The organism is Salinibacterium sp. NK8237, from assembly GCF_015864955.1.
Lineage (GTDB): Bacteria > Actinomycetota > Actinomycetes > Actinomycetales > Microbacteriaceae > Rhodoglobus.
In genome coordinates this window covers 503188-524246 of sequence record NZ_JADYWE010000001.1, presented here as the reverse complement: position 1 = coordinate 524246, position 21059 = coordinate 503188, and the positions used below count along the sequence as shown (strand labels likewise).

Sequence of the window (21059 nt, the reverse complement as noted above, 5' to 3'; positions counted from 1 at the left end):
TGTTCTGATTCCCGGCCGCGATGCGCATACTGTTCGACGAAGAACCATATGCATAAGCCAACAGGCAACGTTACCAGCGCAATGCAGCTATGGCAATTGCAGAGCAAAGCTGCGCGGCGTTGTCATCGGCTTGTTCAAGAATACTGCGGATGGGTGTCTGGTCGACCCACCCCAGATTTCGGGGGTTACCCCGCTTCCCGGTCCGGTGCTGTTTTTCTACCGTTGAGGTATGACTTCTTCAACCGCTACTCCTTCCACCGTTGGCAGCCTCGAACCCGCAGTTGCAGAGGCGCCGGCAGCATCCGACACCGTTGCACAGCCGGGTGTTCGCACAATGAGCGTCCTCGCGCTCGTTTTGGGCATTGCCTCGATCTTTTTTGCTCAGAGCATCGTGGTGCCTCTAGCCGCAATCATTTTGGGTGTCTTTGGCCTGCGGGATGAACCTACCGGTCGCAGTTTTTCGATCTGGGGGATTGTCTTGGCCTGCGTGGCCACATTCGGCTGGGTCTTCTTCGTTATCGCCGGTGCCATTGTTTCATTGCCCTTTATCCTTTTCGCGGCCGCGCTGTAGAGGGCACTATGCGTCAGCCCGTACCCGCTGTGGTGCGGGCTTTTGGCCTGTCGTGGAGCCGGGTGCGCGCAGGATCGTCGGCTTCATGGGAGAATTGGGCGGATGTCTCCTCGCGCCTCTTACACACTTGAGCCTGCTTCGACCGATCCTGCGTTTATCCGCAACTTTTGCATCATTGCGCATATCGATCATGGCAAGTCCACCCTCGCTGACCGCATGCTGTCGGTCACGGGGGTTGTTAGCGACCGCGATATGCGGGCGCAGTACCTCGACCGTATGGATATTGAGCGTGAGCGCGGCATCACTATCAAGAGCCAGGCTGTACGAATGCCGTGGGCGCTTACCGACGAAAACGGTAAGGAGCAGGCCTACGCGCTCAACATGATCGACACACCCGGGCACGTTGACTTCACCTATGAGGTGTCGCGTTCCTTGGCGGCGTGCGAGGGCGCAATTCTTTTGGTAGACGCCGCGCAGGGCATTGAGGCCCAGACGCTGGCGAACCTGTATTTGGCGATGGAAAACGATCTCACGATCATTCCTGTGCTGAACAAGATTGACCTGCCGGCGGCAGATCCCGACAAGTATGCCGAAGAAATTGCCGGCCTCATCGGTTGCGATCCGTCTACGGTGCTTCGCGTTTCGGGCAAGACAGGCATGGGCGTTCCCGAGCTTCTCGACGAGGCAACGCGCCTCATCCCGGCTCCGGTCGGTGACCCAGCGGCTCCTGCCCGCGCGATGATTTTTGACTCGGTGTACGACGCGTACCGCGGCGTCATCACGTACGTCCGCATGATCGACGGCAAGATGGCACCGCGCGAGAAAGTCATGATGATGTCGACTAAGTCGGCTCACGAGTTGCTCGAGATTGGCGTCAGTTCGCCAGAACCGACCCCGACGAAGGGGCTCGGCGTTGGTGAGGTTGGATATCTCATTACGGGTGTAAAGGACGTTCGCCTGAGCAAGGTCGGCGACACGGTCACGAACTTTGCTAAGCCGTCGACGCAGCCGCTCAAGGGCTACTCCGAACCGAAGCCGATGGTGTTCTCGGGTCTTTACCCGATCGATGGCTCCGATTATCCGGTTTTGCGTGAAGCTCTCGACAAGTTGAAACTCTCGGATGCTGCGTTGGTTTACGAACCCGAAACGTCCGTTGCGCTTGGCTTTGGTTTCCGTTGTGGGTTCCTCGGCCTGCTGCACTTGGAGATCGTGCGCGAGCGTCTCGAGCGCGAGTTCAATCTCGACATGATTGCTACCGCTCCTTCGGTTATTTACGAAGTCATGGGCGACGACAAGAAGTTCACGACAGTCACGAACCCGAGCGAGTTCCCTGGCGGCAAGATCGCCAGTGTTTCTGAGCCGATGGTGAAGGCATCCATTCTGACTCCGAAAGATTTCGTCGGAACGGTTATGGAGCTTTGCCAGTCGCGTCGTGGCACGATGCAGGGCATGGAATATGTCGGCACCGACCGCGTTGAGCTGCACTACACAATGCCGCTCGGCGAAATTGTGTTCGACTTCTTCGACCATCTCAAGAGCCGCACTCAGGGCTATGCAAGCCTCGACTATGAGCCAAGTGGCGATCAAGAAGCTGACCTCGTGAAGGTCGACATTCTTCTTCAGGGCGAGGCCGTCGACGCGTTCAGCGCGATCGTTCACCGCGACAAGGCCTATGCCTACGGCGTGCTCATGACGGAACGGTTGAAGAACCTCATTCCGCGCCAGCAGTTCGAGGTTCCTATCCAGGCGGCCATCGGTGCACGCATTATTGCCCGTGAGTCGATCCGCGCCATGCGTAAAGACGTTCTCGCTAAGTGCTACGGCGGTGACATTAGCCGTAAGCGTAAACTCCTAGAGAAGCAGAAGGAGGGCAAGAAGCGCATGAAGATGGTCGGTCGCGTCGAAGTTCCTCAGTCTGCCTTCATTGCCGCGCTCTCAGGCGAAGTCGAAGCCGGGAAAGAAAAGAAGTAGACCTATGGATGCCCGCACCTACCCCAATGCTCCCGTCACGTACGGGGCGGTCGGTGCTACGCGCGGCAGCACTTTCACGGTGCTTCCTCCCGCGGGTTTCCGTCGCGTTCAGCGAAGTGCCCGCATTGGGCATGGTGAGCAGCGTTGGGCTTTTGCTCGCGAGCAGATTCTTACCTGGGGTGTGAAGCGTCGCAGCGGTTTCGGTGTCACTTTGTTGCCCCGTGATCCGCATGGCGAACTGCAGGACCTTTCTGCCGATAGTGCAGATCATCCTTTCGTGCGCCCCGGCGACACGATCGTGCTGTCGGTGGGCCGCGGCCGCTACACGGCGCACGAACCAGTGCGCGTTGTGTATGTCGTTGATGACCCCACGGTTGCCGGCTTCGCCTACGGAACGCTCGAGGGGCATCCGCTGCGCGGCGAAGAGTCGTTCATGATCGAACGCCGTGACGACAACTCGGTGTGGATGACGGTGCGTTCATTCTCGCGGCCAGCATCGTTCAAGTGGATGCTGCTCTCACCCGCGCTGCGACTGTTCCAGTTCTTCGTGGTTGGCCGCTACTTGCGCGCACTCACTGGCGCGATTCCCGCGAGCCTGCCCGGTGAGCGCAGCGGCACTGCTCCGATAGAGCCCGCGGAGTAGTTCTCATTGCGCGCGCGATGAGCCCGCGATGTTGCTTCGCGCTATTAGCCGCGCGTCGCTAGCCGGTCGATTGCCTCGAGCACATCGTCGAGTCCATTCTCAAGGTTTTCGACCACGACGAGCGCACTGGTTTCGCGCAGGTCAGCGACGCTGTAGGCGCCGGTCGCTACCGCAATAAACGGGATCTTCGCCGAATCGGCGGCGAGGCCATCATTCGGGGTGTCGCCGACGATCACGCTGGGCTGGTCTCCGAGCACGGTCGCCACAAGGGACGTGAGGTGGTGGCGGTCGGGTGAGCGATCGCCGAAAAACGAGTTCTTCCAGTTGAAATCGTCTGCTGCGTAGCCCGCTGCAACTAGCTTGACGCGCGAATGCTGAAGTCCGTTGCCTGTGAGCAGCGCGTTTGTCCAGCGGCGGTCGGTGGCGGCAACAAGGGCTTGGTGCCCTCCGGCAACAGCGGAGCGCACATAGCCGTTGTCCTGCAGCGCTTGAGTGCGGATGTCGAGCTCGGCGAGGACATCCTCGAGCAGAGCGGCGGGGTGTCCGTTGAGCACAAGCAGGTCGGTGAGAATCTGTCCTTCGGTCTTGCCGTGGGGGTTCGTGATGAGCTTCTGTGGCGGGCCACCAGTGACACGGGTGAATGCGTCGAGGTACACCGCAGCACCGTCTGTCGAGTTGTGGATGAGTGTTCCGTCGATGTCCCACAGGATGTGCATAGTCACGCATCAATGCTCCCATGTCCGAGGTGAGACAATTGACGTGTGCCCGCTCGTCATAGCGTTGGCACGCTTTCTTCACCGTGTGTTAAGGGGATTAGTTCGTGCCAGGTGCGTTGCCGATTGCTGATCCTGCCCCTCTCGACGGAGCGCTGCCCGCGAGTGTCGCGGTTGACTCTGCGAACCGCGACTGGAGCGTGTACATTCACGTGCCGTTCTGTCGGGTTCGTTGCGGTTACTGCGACTTCAACACGTACACGGGTGAAGAGCTGCGTGGGGCGAAGCGTTCTGACTACGCGGATGAGGCAATTGCCGAGATCAGGCAGGCGTCCACTGTGCTGTCCGACGCTGGTGTTGCGCCGCGCAAAGCGTCAACCGTGTTCTTTGGCGGTGGCACGCCAACACTGCTCCCGGTGACTGACCTCACGAGGATGCTTGCGGCAGCGCGCGACACTTGGGGCTTCACGGATGACGTTGAAGTCACGACCGAAGCCAACCCGGATTCGGTAGACCGCGAGTACCTTCTCGCGCTCAAAGAGGCTGGCTTCACGCGGGTTTCTTTCGGCATGCAATCAGCGGTCCCGCATGTGCTCGCTACGCTGGAACGCACTCACGACCCCGAGAAAGTTCCGCACGTGGTGAAATGGGCCCGAGAGGTTGGGCTCGACGTGAGCGTTGACCTCATTTATGGCACGCCGGGGGAGTCGCTGGCCGACTGGGAGCGATCGCTCGATCATGCCATCGCGCAGAACCCCGATCATCTTTCGGCGTACGCCTTGATTATTGAGACCGGCACTAAGTTGGCCGCGCAGATTAAGCGCGGCGATGTTGCCCCGGTCGACGATGACTTGCAGGCGGACATGTACGAGCTGGCTGACGCGAAGCTGGCTGCGGCAGGTTACGACTGGTACGAGGTCAGCAACTGGGCCAAGCGCGACGATAATCCTGAGATCAGTCATGTGAGCCGCCACAACCTTGGCTACTGGTTAGGCAACGACTGGTGGGGCGTTGGCCCCGGCGCTCACAGCCACGTCGGCGGGGTGCGCTGGTGGAACGTGAAGCATCCGGCGGCGTATGCCGACCGCATTGCGGCTGGTCATTCGCCTGGCGCGGGGCGGGAAACGCTCGCTGACTCGAGCAAATATCTCGAGCACGTACTTTTGCGGGCACGCGTTCGTGACGGCTTAACGACGGCAACGCTTGATCCCGAGGGTCGCACAGCGGTTGCCGGCCTCATCGCTGATGAGCTCGTAGACGCTCGGGCAGCGATCGGTGGCACCGTCAATCTCACGCTAAAGGGGCGCCTGCTAGCGGATGCCGTAGTGCGGCGATTGCTGGCAGACGCCCCTATTTAGAGCGAAGAGTTCGTAGCTCGAGAGCGTCGAGTTACTTGATGAACTCGATGGTTAGCGGGTACTTGTACGCCTGACCATTGTTGGCAGCGACGGCGGCAATGATGCTGAAGATGATGATCACGATGCCGACACCGACGATCAACAAGAGGCCGATGAAGATCGTGCTGAGGACGACGCCGATCGCGTAAGCGATTGCCATCGTGATCTGGAAGTTGAGTGCGGTGCGAGTGTGGGCTCGCACGAACGGACCGCGGTCCTTGAGTACGAGGTACCCAATAAGGGCGGGAATGAAGAAGAAGAAGATTCCGCCGATGTGAATCAACGTTGCCCAGAGCTTCTCGTCGCTGGGACTCATTGGCTGGATCGGCGCGTACGGCGAGGTGGGTGGTGGTGTGGAATCTGACATGACTCCATTAAACCCTGCATTGGCGAGAAGCGTGCATTGGAAAAAAGAAAGCCCCGAGAGCCGAAGCTCTCGGGGCGAAACCCGATCGGACTAGCCGATGAGGAGAATTACTTGATGAGGCGCAGTGCGAAGGGGTAGCGGTAGCTCGTGCCGTCCTTCGCCTTGGTGAAGCCGATGATCGAGAAGATTACCGACACGATGAAGACGATCGGGAGCAGGATGGCACCGATGAAGACGGCAACCAAAATGTTCGAGATGACGTAAGCGATCGCGATGGTGATCTGGAAGTTCAGCGCTTCTTTGGCTTCGGTGTTCGTGAAAGCACCGCGGTCTTTGAATACCAACCAGATAATCAGCGCCGGCAGGAAGCCGAGAATTCCACCGAGGTGAGCGAAAGATGCCCACTGGTTGTCTTCGGTTGCGGTCAGTTGTGCGGCCGGCTGGGGGGCTGCGGGCTGAGGATTTGCGTCAGTCATGTGTTCGTGCCTTTCAGGTGAACGAGGGAACTTCCCGGGTTTCATCAAAGTGCTCGGTGTCACACCTGAGCATTTCCTCAGAAAGGTAGCGCTCAAGTACAAAGACACGCTAGCGGTATGACTCGCGCGGTGCAACGGGTGTGTCGCGGTGTGTCGAGTAAGATTGGCAGTCGAACGGATTGAGTGCCAATCAGGAAAGGTGGGTGGTGGCATGGTTTCCGCCCGCGGACTTGACGTGCTTCGAGTCATCGTGCAGGACTACGTTGCTACGCGCGAGCCTGTCGGTTCTAAGTCGATCGTTGAACGGCATTCTTTTGGAGTGTCAGCAGCGACGATTCGCAACGACATGGTTTTGCTCGAAGACGAAGAACTTATTACGGCGCCGCACACCTCGTCGGGGCGTGTGCCCACCGATAAGGGCTACCGCATGTTTGTCGACCAACTGGCTGACTTGCGACCCCTCACGAGTGCGCAGCGTCAAGCAATCGAGTCGTTTCTTGGCCAAGCTGACGATCTGGATGACGTGCTTGCACGTTCCGTTCGCCTGCTGTCGCAGCTCACCAACAGTGTCGCTCTCGTGCAGTACCCATCGCTGGCAACGGCCAGGGTGCGCCATGTGGAGCTAGTTCCGCTCACGGCGACGCGGATCATGACGGTGTTTATCACCGACGCAGGTCGGGTAGAGCAGCGACTTATTGATCTCCCAGAGGCGCTTGATGAGGTGTTCTTGGGCGAGTTGCGGGCGAAACTCAACTCGGCGCTTAACGGGCAGGCATTGCCGGCTGCCGCTGAACGACTGGCGAGCTTCGCTGAAATTTTTCCAGTGGAACGCCGTCCGTTCGTCGCTCTAGTGACGTCGAGTTTGGTGGAACAGGTGTTGGCTAACCGTGCCGACAAGCTCGTTTTGGCTGGCACAGCAAATCTTGCACGAACCGAGCAAGACTTTACCGGCAGCATTTTTCCTGTACTCGAGGCAATAGAAGAGCAAGTAACGTTGTTGCGCCTCTTTGGAGAGATGGAAGTAGCAAATGGATCAGTTTCTACTCGCATCGGGCGAGAGAACGCAGAATTTGGATTAGAAGAGACATCGGTCGTCACGGGAGGGTATTCCTCCTCCGGCGGCGGACTTTCGCGGCTGGGAGTGCTCGGCCCAACACGCATGGACTATTCGAACAACATGGCAGCGGTTCGCGCGGTAGCGCGATACCTGTCACGACTTTTAGAAGACAACTGAGCTCGTAAGGAGCAATCGGAACTTTGGCAGATCACTACGAAGCCCTCGGCGTTGCGCGCGAAGCGACGCCAGAAGAAATCAAGAAGGCATACCGCAAGCTTGCTCGCGAGTTGCACCCCGACGTAAATCCGAGCGCGGATGCATCGGAACGCTTCAAGTCGGTAACTCACGCGTATGACGTGTTGAGTGATCCGCAGCAGCGCCAGCAGTACGACATGGGCGGAAGTGGCGGCGGATTCGGTGGAGCCAACTTCGGTTTCGGCGACATCTTCGAAACGTTCTTTGGTGGCGGCGGTGGCGGCCAGACCGCTGGTCCTCGTTCGCGTCGTGAGCGTGGCCAGGATGCTCTGCTGCGCGTCGAGGTCAGCCTCAAGGACACGATGTTCGGCGTCACTCGCGACATCGAGGTCAACACCGCTGAACTCTGTGAGACGTGTGAGGGCAGCTGCACTGCTCCCGGTACCTCTCCGGTTCGCTGCGATATTTGTCAGGGCAGTGGGCAGATTCAACGCCAGGTGCGCAGCCTTCTCGGCAACGTCATGACATCGAGCCCGTGTGGCACGTGCCGCGGCTACGGAAACATCATCGTGAACCCGTGCGCCACGTGTGCAGGCCAGGGTCGCGTTCGAGCTCAGCGCACGATTTCGGTCGATATTCCCGCTGGCGTCGAGACCGGTCTGCGTCTGCAGATGCCCGGTCAAGGCGAAGTCGGTCCCGCTGGTGGCCCGCACGGTGACTTGTTCTTGGAGATCAAGGTTCGCCATCACGACATTTTCAGTCGCTCAGACGATGATTTGCTGGCGACCGTCGAAGTGCAAATGATCGACGCGATCATGGGCACCACCGTCATGCTTGATGGGCTCGACGGCGAAGTTGAGGTTGGCATCAAGCCGGGAACGCAGAGCGGCGAGGTACTCACGGTCAAGGACCGCGGAATCACCGCCCTTCGCGGTGGCGGTCGCGGTGATTTGCGGTTGGGTATCCAGGTGGTCACTCCCACCAAGCTCAGCGGTGCCGAGCAAACGTTGTTCAAGCAATTGGCTGCCGTGCGCAAGAGCAAGCAACCGCACTTCGCTGAGTTCCAGCAGGGCTTGTTTGCGAAGCTCCGCGACCGGTTCCTCTAGGTCGTCGTGGCTCACCTCTATATCGATGAGGAGCTCGGTGACACGAGTGTCGGCGATACTGTTTCGCTCGGCAATGCTGAAGCGCGCCATGCTGTCACCGTTTCACGCTTGAAGGTAGGCGAAGTCATTGCCATCGGTAACGGGGCGGGCCTCGTGGTCTCGGGGCCGGTCGTCACAGCAGAACACACGCAGCTCACCATCGAAGTCGCCGAAGTGCAGCAAACTCCGCGGCGAACCCCGGCAGTGTTCCTCGCACAGGCTCTCGCCAAGGCCGACCGCGATGAACTCGCGGTGCAAGTGGCGACAGAACTCGGTGTCGACGGCGTGATTCCGTGGTCGGCGGCGCGCAGCATTTCGCGCTGGCAAGGTTCTAAGGTCGCCAAGGGGCGCGACCGCTGGGCAGCAATTGTGCGTGAAGCGAGCAAGCAGTCGTTGCGCACGTGGCTTCCTGACGTGCTCGATCTTGTGACGACAAAGCAATTGGCGGCATTTGCGTCGACGACGCGGATGCTCGTGCTCGAACCCACTGCCACAGAAACGCTCGCAGAGCTTGAGGTTGACGACCGCGACATCGTTCTGGTCGTGGGGCCGGAGGGTGGTGTCGCGGATCACGAGCTAGCGCTCCTGACTGCGGCTGGTGCATCCACGATTCGACTGGGCAGTGAAGTGTTGCGTACCTCAACGGCGGGCCCCGCAGCATTGGCGGCTTTGAACGTCAAGCTTGGCCGTTGGAGCTAGAGGTTTAGGCTAGAGCTATGTCTGATTCCCCCTCGATCTTTACGAAGATCATTGCTCGCGAAATTCCCGCCGATATTGTCTTCGAGTCAGATTCGGTGATCGCATTTCGTGACATCGCCCCGAAAGCGCCCGTGCACCTGCTCATTGTGCCGAAGACCGAAGAGTTCGCCAATGTGACAGAACTCGCTGCTGGCAACCCTGCACTCTTAGCCGACATAGTTTCGGTGGCGCAGAAGCTTGCCGACGATTTTGCAGGCGGGCAGTACAGACTCATTTTCAACACCGGTGAAAACGCCGGGCAAACTGTTTTCCACGTGCACGCTCATGTGCTCGGCGGAAACCTCGAGGAAGGCACCCTTGGTCACTCGTGACTCTGAGTCCGAACGTTCCACAGACCGCACAAGCGTCTCGATTGAAGTAGACGGTGTCGCCATGGTGCGACTACTCGGTCCGCAAGATCGACTCTTGCGAGTGGTGGAGAGCAAGTTCTCCGACGTTGAAATGCATGTCCGCGGTAACGAAATCACTCTGAGCGGTCCACCAGCGTCGGTGGAATCGGCTCAAGAACTCGTCGATGAACTGATCACGATGGTGCGCGGCGGGCACGATTTGGGCGAGATTGAGGTCGACTCCTCGGCGCGCATTCTGCGAAAGAACCAGGGCAGCCCGAAAACGCTCCTTGGTCAAACAATTCTGACGGCACGCGGTAAAGCGATTCGGCCGAAAACGCTCGGTCAGTCGCAATATGTCGACGCGATGGACAACAATACGATCGTGTTTGGAATCGGCCCGGCCGGCACCGGAAAAACGTATCTGGCGATGGCCAAGGCTGTGCAGGCATTGCAGCGCAAAGAGGTCGACCGCATCATCCTGAGCCGACCTGCCATTGAAGCAGGGGAGCGTTTGGGATTCTTGCCCGGATCGCTGACCGACAAGATCGATCCTTATCTGCGCCCGCTCTATGACGCTCTCAACGACATGATGGATCCCGAGCTGGTTCCCAAGCTTCTTGCAGCGGGCACCGTTGAGGTTGCCCCGCTCGCCTACATGCGCGGTCGCACCCTGAACAACTCTTTTGTCGTTCTTGATGAAGCTCAGAACACCACGCCAGAGCAGATGAAAATGTTCCTCACGCGCCTTGGCTTCGATTCCCAAATGGTGATCACTGGCGACATCACTCAGGTCGACCTGCCCGAGGGAGCAAGCGGACTTAAACTCGTCTCGAACGTACTTCGAGACATTGACGACATCCACTTCGCTGAGTTGACGAGCGCCGATGTGGTTCGCCACAGCCTTGTCGGCCAGATCGTGGATGCTTATACAACCTATGACGCTGAAAAACAGCGCGACGAATACAACCGCAAGAACCGGTCGCCAAAGCGCAGCCGCAACCACGAGGGACGCTAGCGTGTCGATTGAAATCAATAACGAGTCGGGCGTCGACGTCGACGAGCACGCCTTCCAGCGCCTGTGCACGTTTGCCCTCGACCAGCTTCACGTGCACCCGGATGCCGAGCTCGGGATAGTTTTTGTCGACGAGGCCGCGATGGAGCAGCTTCACGTGCAGTGGATGGACGAGCCGGGCCCCACCGACGTCTTGAGTTTCCCGATGGACGAACTACGCCCCGGCACGGAAGACCGCCAGACTCCCGCAGGGCTGCTCGGCGATATCGTCGTGTGCCCGCAAGTTGCGCTCTCCCAGGCTGAAACTGCCGGCCACTCGCCGCTGGAAGAAATGCTTCTGCTGACGACTCATGGTCTGCTTCACTTGCTCGGCTTCGATCACGCCGAGCCTGAAGAAGAGAAAGAAATGTTTGGCCTTCAGCGCGAAATCCTGGCGGGCTTTGCCCTTGCAGATCGAAATAAGTAGCCGGTCATGTTGATCGGCATTTTCATCACCGCCGCGGTTCTGCTGGTATCGCTCGGTGGTTTGCTCGCAGCCGCAGACGCGGCACTCGGTGTCATGAGCCGCACCGACCTCGTCGAACTTGCGGCTCGCAGTCGTGCTAAAAAGTCAATCACGGCGATTTCGCTCGACACCGGCGCGCACATCAACGCGCTCAACTTCATGCGCATTGTCGTGGAAACCACCGCAGCAGTGTTGGTGACTCTCGTGTTTGCCTCTGCCTTCGAGCAGTGGTGGCTCGTGCTGCTGCTGAGTGCGCTCATCATGACCGGGGCATCGTTTGTGCTCGTCGGTTCCAGCCCCCGCAGTGTTGGGCGCGCGCACTCTCGCAAGGTGATGCAGGTCTCGGCAACGCTGGTGCGCAGCATCCGCGTGATTCTTGGTCCGATTGCGGATGCGCTGGTGGCGCTGGGTAACCGAGTGACTCCTGGTCGTCCGCGTACGGCAACATTCTCGAGTGAAGAACAACTGCTCAGCATGGTGGATGAAGCTGCTGAACACGAAGTTCTTGATCAAGACGATCGCGACCTAATCCACTCGATCTTTGAGTTCAACAGCACCGTGGTGCGTGAGGTCATGATTCCGCGCACCGACATGGTCACCATCGAGGCGGAGGTCACCGCCAGCGCCGCCATGGGGCTCTTCTTGAGCCGTGGTGTGTCTCGAGTGCCAGTCATTGGCGAAGACATCGATCAGGTGATGGGAGTGCTGTACCTGCGCGACGTTGCCCGAGTGGTCTACGAACAGCCGGCAGAAGCCGACAAGATGACGACTCAAGAACTCGCACGGCCAGCCCTCTTCGTGCCAGAGTCGCAGCGCGCCGACAGTTTGCTGCGGCAAATGCAGCTCGAATCGAACCACCTGGCGATGGTCGTCGACGAGTACGGCGGAATCGCAGGGCTAGTCTCGTTGGAAGACCTCATCGAAGAACTTGTTGGCGACATCTCTGACGAGTACGACCGTGAAGTTGCCGAATTCGAAGAGCTGGCTGACGGAACGTTCCGCGTGAGCGCCCGACTGCCCATCGATGAACTGGGTGACCTATTTGGTCTCGAACTTGATGATGACGAAGTCGACTCCGTCGGCGGGCTCATCATGAAAACGCTGGGGCGACTGCCCGAGAGCGGTGCCGTGGCGCATTACTCCGGGCTCGTCCTCACCGCAGAACGTACCGAGGGGCGTCGCAAACGCATCAGCACAGTGCTGGTCTCGCGAGACCCTTGGCTTGAAGATCAGCAGGACCCACGCTCGAATGAACGAGAGAACGGTGAATCACAGTGACCGACGCCAGTGAATTCAGAGCAGGATTCGTGACCTTTGTTGGTCGACCCAACGTGGGCAAGTCCACACTGACCAACGCGCTAGTGGGGGAGAAGGTGGCGATCACGTCATCGAAGCCGCAGACCACTCGTCGCGCCATCCGCGGGATCGTGCATCGTGACGACGGGCAGCTCATCATCGTCGATACTCCGGGTATGCACCGTCCGCGCACGTTGCTCGGTGAACGACTCAACTCGATCGTCCAAGACACGCTCGGCGAAGTTGACGTTATCGGTTTGTGCATTCCGGCCAACGAAAAAATCGGTCCGGGCGACCGCTACATCAACGAGCAGTTGGATTCCTTCCCTCGCGCCAAGAAGGTCGCGATCGTCACCAAGATCGATGCCTCCTCGCGCCCCGGCGTCGCGGAGCAGCTGAAGGCCGTGGCTGAACTGCGCGACTGGGACGAAATCATCCCGATCTCGTCGTTCGACAGCATCCAGCTCGACATTCTCTCGACCGAGCTCGTGAAGCTCATGCCGGTCTCCAACGCGCTCTATCCCGCTGACGCCGTCACCGACGAATCGACTGAGGCGCGCGTTGCTGAGCTCATTCGTGAAGCCGCGCTAGAGGGCGTCATGGACGAATTGCCGCACTCGATTGCTGTCACGATCGACGACATGATCGAGCGGGACGACAAGAACCTGCTCGAAGTGTTCGCCAACATCTTTGTCGAGCGCGACAGCCAAAAGGGCATCATCATCGGCAAGGGTGGCGAGCGCCTGCAGGATGTTGGTGCGCGCGCTCGGGCGGAGATCGAGAAGCTCGTGGGTAAGCAAATTTTCCTCTCGCTGCGCGTCAAGGTGGCCAAAGAGTGGCAGCGAGACTCCAAGCAACTGGGGCGCCTAGGTTTCTAAGTCGCGGTTCTGTAACCAATCACTCGTAGCGGCGTGGGCAGTGCTAGTCTGAAAATGTGTTGTTCGGTCTGCTCCTCCTTAGCTGCCGCGACGAGTCCTAATAAGGCCTCCCTCGTCGCGGTGTTTGTCATTGGCTGACCAGATCCGTAACGAGTGGCCCACAAGGCTTTGAGAACAGCAGGAGCACACCATGAAGAACAATCAGTCCGCATCATCGATGCCGATCCACAAGTACCGTCCGTATCACGAGATCATCACCGTTGATCTGCCGGACCGCACGTGGCCGTCCAAGCGCATCACCGAGGCACCCCGCTGGTGTGCCGTTGATCTGCGCGATGGCAATCAAGCTCTGATCGACCCGATGAGCCCCGAACGCAAGCGCATCATGTTCGATCTGCTCGTCAAGATGGGCTACAAAGAGATTGAGGTCGGGTTCCCCTCGGCTAGCCAGACCGACTTCGATTTCGTTCGTTCGCTTATTGAGACCAACGCGATCCCGGATGACGTCACCATTCAGGTGCTGACGCAGGCTCGCGAAGAACTGATTGTGCGCACCTACGAATCGATCAAGGGCGCTAAGCAGGCGATCGTTCACCTCTACAACTCCACGAGCGTGCTGCAACGTGATGTTGTGTTCCGCAAAGACAAGCAGGGCATCATCGACATCGCCCTCAACGGCGCTCGCATCTGTAAGGCATCCGAGGCAATGGTTCCTGAGACCGACGTCTACTACGAGTACTCGCCCGAGAGCTACACCGGCACCGAGCTCGAGTTCGCCGTTGATATCTGCAACCAGGTGCTCGAAGTCTTCCAGCCCACACCGGAGCGCAAGGTCATCCTGAACCTGCCCGCCACCGTCGAAATGGCTACCCCCAACGTCTACGCCGACTCCATTGAGTGGATGTCGCGCAACGTGAATCACCGTGAGAGCGTCATCATCTCGCTGCACCCGCACAACGACCGCGGAACCGGAATCGCCGCGGCAGAGCTCGGCTACATGGCCGGTGCTGACCGCATCGAGGGTTGCCTGTTCGGAAACGGGGAGCGCACCGGAAACGTCGACCTCGTCGCGCTGGGCCTCAACCTGTTCACGCAGGGCATTGACCCGCAGATCGACTTCAGCGACCTCGACGAGATTCGCCGCACCGCAGAACACTGCAACCAGTTGAAGGTGCACGAGCGCAGCCCGTGGGCCGGCGACCTCGTCTACACCGCCTTCAGCGGATCGCACCAAGACGCCATCAAGAAGGGCTTCGAGTCGATGGCGGCGCAGGCGGAGCGCGAAGGCAAGCACGTCAATGATCTGGTGTGGGCAGTCCCGTACCTACCGATCGACCCCAAGGATGTCGGGCGCGGCTACGAAGCTGTCGTGCGCGTGAACTCGCAATCGGGCAAGGGCGGCGTGGCATACCTGCTGAAGACCGACCACAACTTGGATCTGCCGCGCAAACTGCAGATCGAGTTCAGCGGTGTCGTGCAGTCGAAGACGGATGCCGAGGGTGGCGAAGTCTCGAGTGAGCAGATCTGGACAGCTTTCCAGGACGAGTACCTGCCAGCATCCGCGGATCACGCCGAGCAAAAGTGGGGGCGCTACGAACTGCTGGCGACCCGCACCACCAGCGCTAACGACGGCGAAGTCAGCCTCGAAGCGCGCCTGCGTGTCGACGACACCGAGATCGACACCAGCCACGTCGGAAACGGTCCGATCGATGCGTTCTTGGGCATGCTGTCCGCTCAGGGGCAGGGCATTGAAGTGAAGCTCTACGACTACGTCGAGCACACGATGAGCACGGGTAGCAACGCGCAGGCAGCGGCCTACGTCGAGCTCGACATCAACGGCCAGCGCCTCTGGGGCGTCGGCATCGATGGCGACATCTCGCGGGCATCGCTCAAAGCAATCGTGTCTGCGGTCAACCGTTGGGTACGCGCCACTCAAGACGCTCCCGAATCAGAACTCGTCGCAGGCTAAGTCTGCGCCTCACGAACGCCCTGCAGCCCTGTGCTGTGGGCGTTCGCGCGTTAAAGGCGATCGTGCTGCTCTGTTGTTGAGAGGCCGGGCTAAGTTGCTGAGCTGCTGAGTTGGGGCTGTCGCCGCGCTGGGAGGCACTGGCCGTGCTCGCTAGCGTGACGGGCGGCGGAATTTGGGCATCCCGCTGATCGTGCGCTGTTCAGGCAGAGTCCAATTAAACAACACTGCGAGAACCCGAACGCCCACGGTGATGCCCACGCAGATTGATGCAGCCAGAAGCACGGGCACGTCATAGTTGCGCATGATCACAAGACTTGTTGTGCCCGACACTGCGGCGACAGCGTAGAGCGATCCCACGTGCATGAGGGCTATAGGCATCGAAAGCAGCATGTCGCGCAGGATCGAGCCGCCGACGGCCGAGATCACGCCGACGAAGATGGCGGGCACATCGGGCAGACCCATGGCGAGAGCTTTCGTGGTGCCGATCGCGCCGAACAGCCCAATGGTGAGAGCGTCGAGCAGGGTAATCAGTGGCCCCAAACGTGCAATGAGGCGCTCGAGGAGCATGCCGAAGAGCGCGGCACCGGTCGCGACGAGGAGATACCAATTCGTTGAGAGGACGGCAGGCACTTCTGACAACACGATGTCACGCACCATTCCGCCGCCGAACCCTGACGAAATACCGATGATGGCGACGCCGAGGAGATCCAAGCGGCGGTCACGAAACTGGGCTGCAAACATCGCGCCCTGCATCGCGCCAACGCCGACCGCGAGGAGGCCAGCCCACAGCGGAATCTCGAAAGTCTCGTTCACGCACCATTCGTACCACGCGTGCCCCTGGCGGCGAGGTTGTGTTGTGGGCAAGCCGCAATGGCGTGTGCGGCGAGAGCGACGGTTTTCGCACGGAGTATCGCGCGAGAGGTGCCCGCTTGTTGGAAATTCAGGAGATGTGAGGTGCGGGAACTCCATTGCCCGTCATCCATGGCGTGTGCTGGTGTAACCGCGGCTAAATCTCCTGAGTTTCCAATCGGAGTTGGTCGTAGCTAGTAGCCAGCAGCCAATTGCTAGTAGCCAGCGGTCAACGCCAGATGGGGATGCGGGCGGCGGGTGGCAGACGGCGGCGGCGGACGGCGGTGGCGGACGACGGCGGATGCCGAGGGCTAGTCCGCCGCCGAGCGCGCGTCTGCCTCCGCGAAGGCCGCGAACGGTGTACGCCCATCTCCGGGCAGTGTTGCCCGGTGCACTCCACGCGCGAAGGCTCGACCGACAGCTCCCGGAACCGGCAATGACCACACAGGTTTGCGCACCGAATGGGCCGCGTTCCACTGGCGCGCGAGCTCCCGAAAGTGGAGTTGTTCCGGGCCGCCGAAATCGGGAACGTGCCCGCTGGGGCCGGCATCCACTAGTTCGACGAGTCGCTGAGTAACGTCTTCGACGGCAACCGGTTGCATGCTGAAAGCGGGCACGAGCGTGACGGGTGATCGCCGCTGGGCGGTGAAGAGTTTCGCCACAAAACTGTGAAATTGGGTGGCACGAAGAATCGTGTACGGAACGCCCAATGCGACGACGAACTCCTCGCTGAGGTATTTGTCGCGATAGTACCCAAGCGCATGCCGGTCAACGCCGACGATAGACATGAAAATCAGATGATCAATCGGATGCGCGGCAATGGCCCTCAACAATTGCCGCATGTGGTGCGAGTCGTGGGTGTTCGCTCCGGTCGCCAGATGGATGACGGTGGTGACACCGGACAGAGCGGCCGTCAGGCCTGCTCCGGTACTCAAGTCGCCGACGACGCGGCCTGGGCCCGGTTGGCGGCTCAACGCACGCACGCTGTGACCGGAGGCTTCAAGAATCGAAACGGTCGGCCTGCCGAGAGTGCCCGTCGCGCCAGTGACAAGAATCATCGTGTTCTCCCCGTAGCCGTACCCGCGTTCGGCGTTGGCGTCCTGTTCCCCACAGAATCTACTCCGAAGCGGACGGCGAGGGGAGAGCGGTTGAGGGAGTGGAGCCAGAAATTGCGCGAGTTGAGCGCAAAGTTGCCGACATCAGTGGGCGCTGCGGGCTGGCATCCAGCAAACTGCAACACGGCGGGGGATACTTGAGCAGTGCCAACTTATCGTGATGAAGCCGTCGTGCTGCGCACCCACAAGCTGGGGGAAGCAGACCGCATCGTCACCATGCTGTCACGTGAGCACGGCAAGATCCGGGCGGTAGCCAAAGGGGTACGTCGCACTGCCTCCAAGTTTGGGGCGCGACTGGAACCGTTTATGGTCGCCGACATCCAGTGCTACATCGGGCGCAGCCTCGACATCATCCAGCAGGCAGAGTCTCTGGGGTCGTATGGCTCAGAGATTACGGCCGACTATGCGAGCTATACCGCGGCGAGTGTGATGGTCGAGACGGCCGACAAGGTCACGGATGATGACGGTTCGTTGCAGCAATACCTTCTGCTAGTCGGTGCGCTGCGGTCTCTGTCGCGGCGCGAGCACAACCCGAGTCTCACCCTCGATTCCTACCTCTTGCGCAGCCTGTCAATCGCAGGCTGGGCGCCAAGTTTTGTTGATTGTGCGGTGACCGGAGCACCGGGCCCGCATTCGGTTTTCGTGGCACAAATGGGTGGTGTGGTTGCCGATGAGGTTGCCCCGCCCGGTTCACCTCGACTCAGCCCGGACACGCTTGAGCTGCTCGGCGCTTTGTTGGCGGGCCAGTGGGATGTCGCAGAAGCATCCGAGGAACGGTCTCGTTCCCAGGCCAGCGGCGTCGTCGCTGCCTATGCCCAGTTTCATTTGGAACGCAGTCTTCGTTCCATTCAGCATGTGGATCGGAGCGCATGAGCCGCGTAGCAAAAACTCACAAAGATGCGGTCGAGTTTCGTCCGCTGGACTGGACGGGCATTCATCCGCCGGCGATGCCCAAGGGTTCTGTTCCCGAGCACATTGCCATCGTCATGGACGGCAACGGTCGTTGGGCGAACGCTCGAGGGCTGACGCGCGTCGAAGGCCACAAGGCGGGGGAGGCGAGCCTGCTCGATGTGGTGGCTGGCGCCATCCAGATCGGGGTGAAGCATGTCAGCGTGTATGCCTTCTCGACCGAAAACTGGAGTCGTTCGCCCGAAGAGGTTCGTTTTCTCATGGGCTTCAACCGCGACGTGTTGCACCGTCGCCGCGATCAGCTCAACGAGTGGGGCGTGCGTGTTCGCTGGGCCGGTCGTCGGCCTCGACTGTGGACGTCGGTCATCAAAGAGTTGCAGTTCGCCGAGGAACTGACCGAGAAGAACAGCACCCTCACGCTCACGATGTGTGTCAACTATGGCGGACGCAATGAGATTGCGGATGCCGTGCGTTCGATTGCGGATGATGTGGCGGCAGGAAAACTGAAGCCGTCTGCGGTCTCGGAGAAGCTCATCCAGAAGCGGCTCTACCAGCCGCAATTACCCGATGTCGATCTGTTTGTGCGGTCGTCGGGGGAGCAGCGGATGAGCAATTTCATGCCCTGGCAGAGCGCGTATGCCGAGATGGTATTTCTGGACACGCTGTGGCCTGATTTCACCCGCGAAGACCTGTGGCGGGCGATCGAGATTTATGCTGGCCGCTCGCGACGGTTCGGTGGCGCCGTCGATGCACCGACGGACGACTCGAAGTAAGCCGGCTCCTTCCTCAGCGGCGACCGCGACTGATCGCGCCCGATACTGATCGCTCGTCACGTCTTTTGGTCAGGATGACTTTAAGGTGTATTCTGTGTTCAGGTCAGCATGACTCTTACCGAAGGGAGTGGCGATGCAACAGAACGAGCAAGCGATTTCGCTCGCGGTATCCACCGTAATTTTTGCCCTGCGCCCACTTCCGGAATCGGGTGAGAGTGCGCTCTGGATTCCGCTCGTGCGTCGCACCCGTGAACCGTACGACGGTCAGTGGGCGTTGCCCGGTGGCTGGGTCGACAACACGGAGAGCCTCGAAGGTGCGGCAGCCCGCAACCTGCGTGAGACGACCGCGCTTGAACCGGCGTATCTCGAACAGCTCTACGCCTTTGGTGAAGTCGAACGTTCAATTGGTCCCCGCGCGGTGTCGATTGTCTATTGGGCGCTCGTGCGCCAAGAAGAGGCAGACCGTGCGACCGAGGGCGAGAACGTGCGCTGGTTCCCGGCAGATAACCTGCCTGAGTTGGCCTTCGACCACAACGTCATCGTCGATTACGCCCTCTGGCGCCTGCGCACCAAGATGGAGTACTCGCGCATCGCTCGCGCCTTCCTCGGCGAAACTTTTACCCTGAGCGAGCTGCGCATCGTTCACGAGGCCGTGTTGCAAAAGCAGCTCGATCCCGCCAATTTCCGTCGACAGATTGAGAATTCAGGTTCACTGGTTCCCACTGATCACGTTGTCTCGGGAGGGCGTCACCGGCCTCCGAGGTTGTACCGCTATGACGAGGGCGTTGAGCTCGTTGACAATGGCCCGCTCGGCCGCTTAACGACAGGGAGCACTCGTGTCATCCATTGATTCGACTATTCAGCGCATCACTAAGACGGGCGACGGGGAAACCTGTGCTCCTGAGCTAGCCGATGGCCCGTGGACTTTCGATCTGGGCGTTCCCAGCTATGGGCCCGGGGCTTCGATGGGCGACGTCATCCCGACGGGAGCACCCCGTCAGGGCCAACTTCCGGTCGAGTACCAGAAGGCCTCCAACGAAGACCTCCACGCTCGCATCGTCGCTGCGAAAGCGACTCTTGGCGACCGCGCGGTTATCTTGGGCCACTTCTATCAGCGTGATGAGGTTGTGCAGCACGCGGACTTCCTCGGCGACTCCTTCCAGCTGGCCAACGCCGCCCAGACGGTGCCGAATGCGGAAGCGATTATCTTCTGCGGAGTGCACTTCATGGCCGAGACGGCTGACATCCTGGCTCGCGAGGACCAAGCAGTGATTTTACCGAACCTCGCGGCTGGCTGCTCGATGGCCGACATGGCCGACATCGATTCGGTCGAGGAGTGCTGGGAGCAGCTCACCGAGATTTACGGAACCGAGCCGGATGCCGATGGCCGCGTGCCGATCATCCCCGTGACGTACATGAACTCGTCTGCCGCGCTCAAGGGCTTCTGCGGTCGTAATGGTGGAATCGTCTGCACCAGCTCGAACGCGACAACCGTGCTGGAGTGGGCTTACGAGCGTGGCCAGCGCGTTCTGTTCTTCCCCGACCAGCACCTCGGTCGCAACACGGCAAAGAAGATGGGCATTTCGACCGATCTCATGCCCATGTGGAACCCCAACAAGCCTCTCGGTGGTAACGATGCCCAGACGCTGAACGACGCGAAGGTTGTGCTCTGGCACGGCTTCTGCAGCGTGCACAAGCGCTTCACCGTCGGCCAAATCGAGAAGGCTCGCGCTGAGCTCCCCGGTGTTCGCGTGATCGTGCACCCCGAGTGCCCGATGCCCGTCGTGGATGCCGCTGACGAGGCGGGGTCGACCGACTACATCCAAAAGGCTGTTGCTGCCGCGACCGAACCAACGACGTTCGCGATCGGTACCGAGATCAACATGGTCAACCGTCTCGCTGCCGAGTACCCGCAGCACGAGATCTTCTGCCTCGACCCGGTGGTGTGTCCGTGTTCGACGATGTACCGCATCCACCCCGGCTACTTGGCCTGGGTTCTTGAGGGCCTCGTTCGCGGCGAAGTGCTCAATCAGATCACCGTGTCCGACGATGTTGCGGCACCAGCAAAGGTGGCGCTTGAGCGGATGCTCGCAGCGAAGCCACCGGTAGCGACGAAAGAGGCATAAC

At 60.0% G+C, this 21059-nt stretch carries 22 protein-coding genes; 17 read left to right on the top strand and 5 right to left on the bottom strand.

What is annotated here, in order from left to right; translation table 11 throughout:
- Window positions 1-229: 229 nt before the first annotated feature.
- The 3 genes from I6E56_RS02545 (at window position 230) to I6E56_RS02535 (ending at window position 3185) form a co-directional block, all read left to right on the top strand.
- The gene (locus tag I6E56_RS02545; RefSeq protein ID WP_197135806.1) at window positions 230-571 is read left to right on the top strand and encodes a DUF4190 domain-containing protein; all 342 of its coding nucleotides are present in this window, start codon (window positions 230-232) and stop codon (window positions 569-571) included.
- 102 nt (window positions 572-673) lie between these two features.
- On the top strand, window positions 674-2542 hold the full coding sequence (lepA, locus tag I6E56_RS02540; protein ID WP_197135804.1) for a translation elongation factor 4: 1869 nt from the start codon (window positions 674-676) through the stop codon (window positions 2540-2542).
- A gap of 4 nt (window positions 2543-2546) precedes the next feature.
- Window positions 2547-3185 (top strand): DUF1990 family protein, encoded by a 639-nt coding sequence (locus I6E56_RS02535; protein WP_197135802.1) that lies wholly within the window; start codon window positions 2547-2549, stop codon window positions 3183-3185.
- 44 nt (window positions 3186-3229) lie between these two features.
- On the opposite strand, the gene I6E56_RS02530 is transcribed toward I6E56_RS02535, so the two are convergent.
- A complete protein-coding gene (locus I6E56_RS02530; RefSeq protein WP_231606379.1) occupies window positions 3230-3901 on the bottom strand; it encodes an HAD family hydrolase in 672 nt (223 codons plus the stop codon).
- 104 nt (window positions 3902-4005) lie between these two features.
- On the opposite strand from I6E56_RS02530, the gene hemW reads away from it, so the two are divergent.
- Complete coding sequence (gene hemW / locus I6E56_RS02525; protein ID WP_197135798.1) at window positions 4006-5256, top strand: radical SAM family heme chaperone HemW; 1251 nt, start codon at window positions 4006-4008, stop codon at window positions 5254-5256.
- 31 nt (window positions 5257-5287) lie between these two features.
- Here the strand turns inward: hemW and I6E56_RS02520 are convergent, their stop codons facing one another.
- Together I6E56_RS02520 and I6E56_RS02515 are read right to left on the bottom strand one after the other, a co-directional pair.
- Complete coding sequence (locus I6E56_RS02520) at window positions 5288-5662, bottom strand: DUF4870 domain-containing protein (RefSeq protein WP_231606215.1); 375 nt, start codon at window positions 5660-5662, stop codon at window positions 5288-5290.
- A 107-nt stretch (window positions 5663-5769) separates the two neighbouring features.
- Window positions 5770-6138 (bottom strand): DUF4870 domain-containing protein, encoded by a 369-nt coding sequence (locus I6E56_RS02515; protein ID WP_197135796.1) that lies wholly within the window; start codon window positions 6136-6138, stop codon window positions 5770-5772.
- A gap of 211 nt (window positions 6139-6349) precedes the next feature.
- On the opposite strand from I6E56_RS02515, the gene hrcA reads away from it, so the two are divergent.
- The 9 genes from hrcA to leuA all read left to right on the top strand — a co-directional run bounded on the left by hrcA (window position 6350) and on the right by leuA (window position 15286).
- A complete protein-coding gene (gene hrcA / locus I6E56_RS02510) occupies window positions 6350-7372 on the top strand; it encodes a heat-inducible transcriptional repressor HrcA (protein ID WP_197135795.1) in 1023 nt (340 codons plus the stop codon).
- A gap of 23 nt (window positions 7373-7395) precedes the next feature.
- The gene (gene dnaJ, locus I6E56_RS02505; protein ID WP_197135794.1) at window positions 7396-8496 is read left to right on the top strand and encodes a molecular chaperone DnaJ; all 1101 of its coding nucleotides are present in this window, start codon (window positions 7396-7398) and stop codon (window positions 8494-8496) included.
- Window positions 8497-8502: 6 nt separating this feature from the next.
- Window positions 8503-9234 carry a 16S rRNA (uracil(1498)-N(3))-methyltransferase gene (locus I6E56_RS02500; RefSeq protein WP_197135793.1) on the top strand — a complete coding sequence of 244 codons (732 nt, stop codon included), beginning with the start codon at window positions 8503-8505 and terminating at the stop codon, window positions 9232-9234.
- A gap of 17 nt (window positions 9235-9251) precedes the next feature.
- Window positions 9252-9605, top strand: a complete 354-nt coding sequence (locus tag I6E56_RS02495) for a histidine triad nucleotide-binding protein (RefSeq protein WP_197135792.1) — start codon at window positions 9252-9254, stop codon at window positions 9603-9605.
- Window positions 9592-10641, top strand: coding sequence for a PhoH family protein (locus I6E56_RS02490; protein ID WP_197135791.1), 1050 nt, complete (start codon window positions 9592-9594; stop codon window positions 10639-10641). The genes I6E56_RS02495 and I6E56_RS02490 overlap by 14 nt, the downstream gene beginning before the upstream one ends.
- A gap of 1 nt (window position 10642) precedes the next feature.
- A complete protein-coding gene (ybeY, locus tag I6E56_RS02485) occupies window positions 10643-11104 on the top strand; it encodes an rRNA maturation RNase YbeY (RefSeq protein ID WP_197135790.1) in 462 nt (153 codons plus the stop codon).
- A gap of 6 nt (window positions 11105-11110) precedes the next feature.
- The gene (locus tag I6E56_RS02480) at window positions 11111-12421 is read left to right on the top strand and encodes a hemolysin family protein (protein ID WP_197135789.1); all 1311 of its coding nucleotides are present in this window, start codon (window positions 11111-11113) and stop codon (window positions 12419-12421) included.
- On the top strand, window positions 12418-13317 hold the full coding sequence (gene era, locus I6E56_RS02475; RefSeq protein WP_197135787.1) for a GTPase Era: 900 nt from the start codon (window positions 12418-12420) through the stop codon (window positions 13315-13317). The genes I6E56_RS02480 and era overlap by 4 nt, the downstream gene beginning before the upstream one ends.
- A 190-nt stretch (window positions 13318-13507) precedes the next feature.
- Window positions 13508-15286 (top strand): 2-isopropylmalate synthase, encoded by a 1779-nt coding sequence (gene leuA, locus I6E56_RS02470; RefSeq protein WP_197135785.1) that lies wholly within the window; start codon window positions 13508-13510, stop codon window positions 15284-15286.
- 150 nt (window positions 15287-15436) lie between these two features.
- Here leuA and I6E56_RS02465 read toward each other — a convergent pair whose 3' ends face one another.
- Both I6E56_RS02465 and I6E56_RS02460 read right to left on the bottom strand, forming a co-directional pair.
- Complete coding sequence (locus tag I6E56_RS02465; RefSeq protein WP_197135784.1) at window positions 15437-16099, bottom strand: trimeric intracellular cation channel family protein; 663 nt, start codon at window positions 16097-16099, stop codon at window positions 15437-15439.
- Between the two features lie 347 nt (window positions 16100-16446).
- Window positions 16447-17193 carry an SDR family oxidoreductase gene (locus I6E56_RS02460; RefSeq protein ID WP_197135783.1) on the bottom strand — a complete coding sequence of 249 codons (747 nt, stop codon included), beginning with the start codon at window positions 17191-17193 and terminating at the stop codon, window positions 16447-16449.
- Between the two features lie 201 nt (window positions 17194-17394).
- Here I6E56_RS02460 and recO point away from each other — a divergent pair, with 201 nt between their 5' ends.
- The 4 genes from recO (at window position 17395) to nadA (ending at window position 21058) form a co-directional block, all read left to right on the top strand.
- Window positions 17395-18123: a DNA repair protein RecO gene (gene recO, locus I6E56_RS02455; protein ID WP_197135782.1), complete on the top strand. Its 729-nt coding sequence runs from the start codon at window positions 17395-17397 to the stop codon at window positions 18121-18123.
- A complete protein-coding gene (locus tag I6E56_RS02450) occupies window positions 18120-18932 on the top strand; it encodes an isoprenyl transferase (protein ID WP_197135781.1) in 813 nt (270 codons plus the stop codon). The genes recO and I6E56_RS02450 overlap by 4 nt, the downstream gene beginning before the upstream one ends.
- A 133-nt stretch (window positions 18933-19065) precedes the next feature.
- On the top strand, window positions 19066-19782 hold the full coding sequence (locus tag I6E56_RS02445) for an NUDIX domain-containing protein (RefSeq protein WP_197135780.1): 717 nt from the start codon (window positions 19066-19068) through the stop codon (window positions 19780-19782).
- Window positions 19769-21058 carry a quinolinate synthase NadA gene (nadA, locus tag I6E56_RS02440; RefSeq protein WP_197135779.1) on the top strand — a complete coding sequence of 430 codons (1290 nt, stop codon included), beginning with the start codon at window positions 19769-19771 and terminating at the stop codon, window positions 21056-21058. Before I6E56_RS02445 ends, nadA begins: the two co-directional genes overlap by 14 nt.
- Window position 21059: the final 1 nt, after the last annotated feature.

What these genes read in the sequence shown, in the direction of transcription:
- lepA (WP_197135804.1), top strand. Translation starts at nt 674, where the DNA reads ATGTCTCCTCGCGCCTCTTACACACTTGAGCCTGCTTCGACCGATCCT.
- I6E56_RS02515 (WP_197135796.1), bottom strand. Translation starts at nt 6,138, where the DNA reads ATGACTGACGCAAATCCTCAGCCCGCAGCCCCCCAGCCGGCCGCACAA.
- I6E56_RS02450 (WP_197135781.1), top strand. Translation starts at nt 18,120, where the DNA reads ATGAGCCGCGTAGCAAAAACTCACAAAGATGCGGTCGAGTTTCGTCCG.
- I6E56_RS02495 (WP_197135792.1), top strand. Translation starts at nt 9,252, where the DNA reads ATGTCTGATTCCCCCTCGATCTTTACGAAGATCATTGCTCGCGAAATT.
- I6E56_RS02480 (WP_197135789.1), top strand. Translation starts at nt 11,111, where the DNA reads ATGTTGATCGGCATTTTCATCACCGCCGCGGTTCTGCTGGTATCGCTC.
- I6E56_RS02530 (WP_231606379.1), bottom strand. Translation starts at nt 3,901, where the DNA reads ATGCACATCCTGTGGGACATCGACGGAACACTCATCCACAACTCGACA.
- leuA (WP_197135785.1), top strand. Translation starts at nt 13,508, where the DNA reads ATGAAGAACAATCAGTCCGCATCATCGATGCCGATCCACAAGTACCGT.
- I6E56_RS02460 (WP_197135783.1), bottom strand. Translation starts at nt 17,193, where the DNA reads ATGATTCTTGTCACTGGCGCGACGGGCACTCTCGGCAGGCCGACCGTT.
- hrcA (WP_197135795.1), top strand. Translation starts at nt 6,350, where the DNA reads ATGGTTTCCGCCCGCGGACTTGACGTGCTTCGAGTCATCGTGCAGGAC.
- I6E56_RS02445 (WP_197135780.1), top strand. Translation starts at nt 19,066, where the DNA reads ATGCAACAGAACGAGCAAGCGATTTCGCTCGCGGTATCCACCGTAATT.
- I6E56_RS02520 (WP_231606215.1), bottom strand. Translation starts at nt 5,662, where the DNA reads ATGTCAGATTCCACACCACCACCCACCTCGCCGTACGCGCCGATCCAG.
- I6E56_RS02545 (WP_197135806.1), top strand. Translation starts at nt 230, where the DNA reads ATGACTTCTTCAACCGCTACTCCTTCCACCGTTGGCAGCCTCGAACCC.
- I6E56_RS02535 (WP_197135802.1), top strand. Translation starts at nt 2,547, where the DNA reads ATGGATGCCCGCACCTACCCCAATGCTCCCGTCACGTACGGGGCGGTC.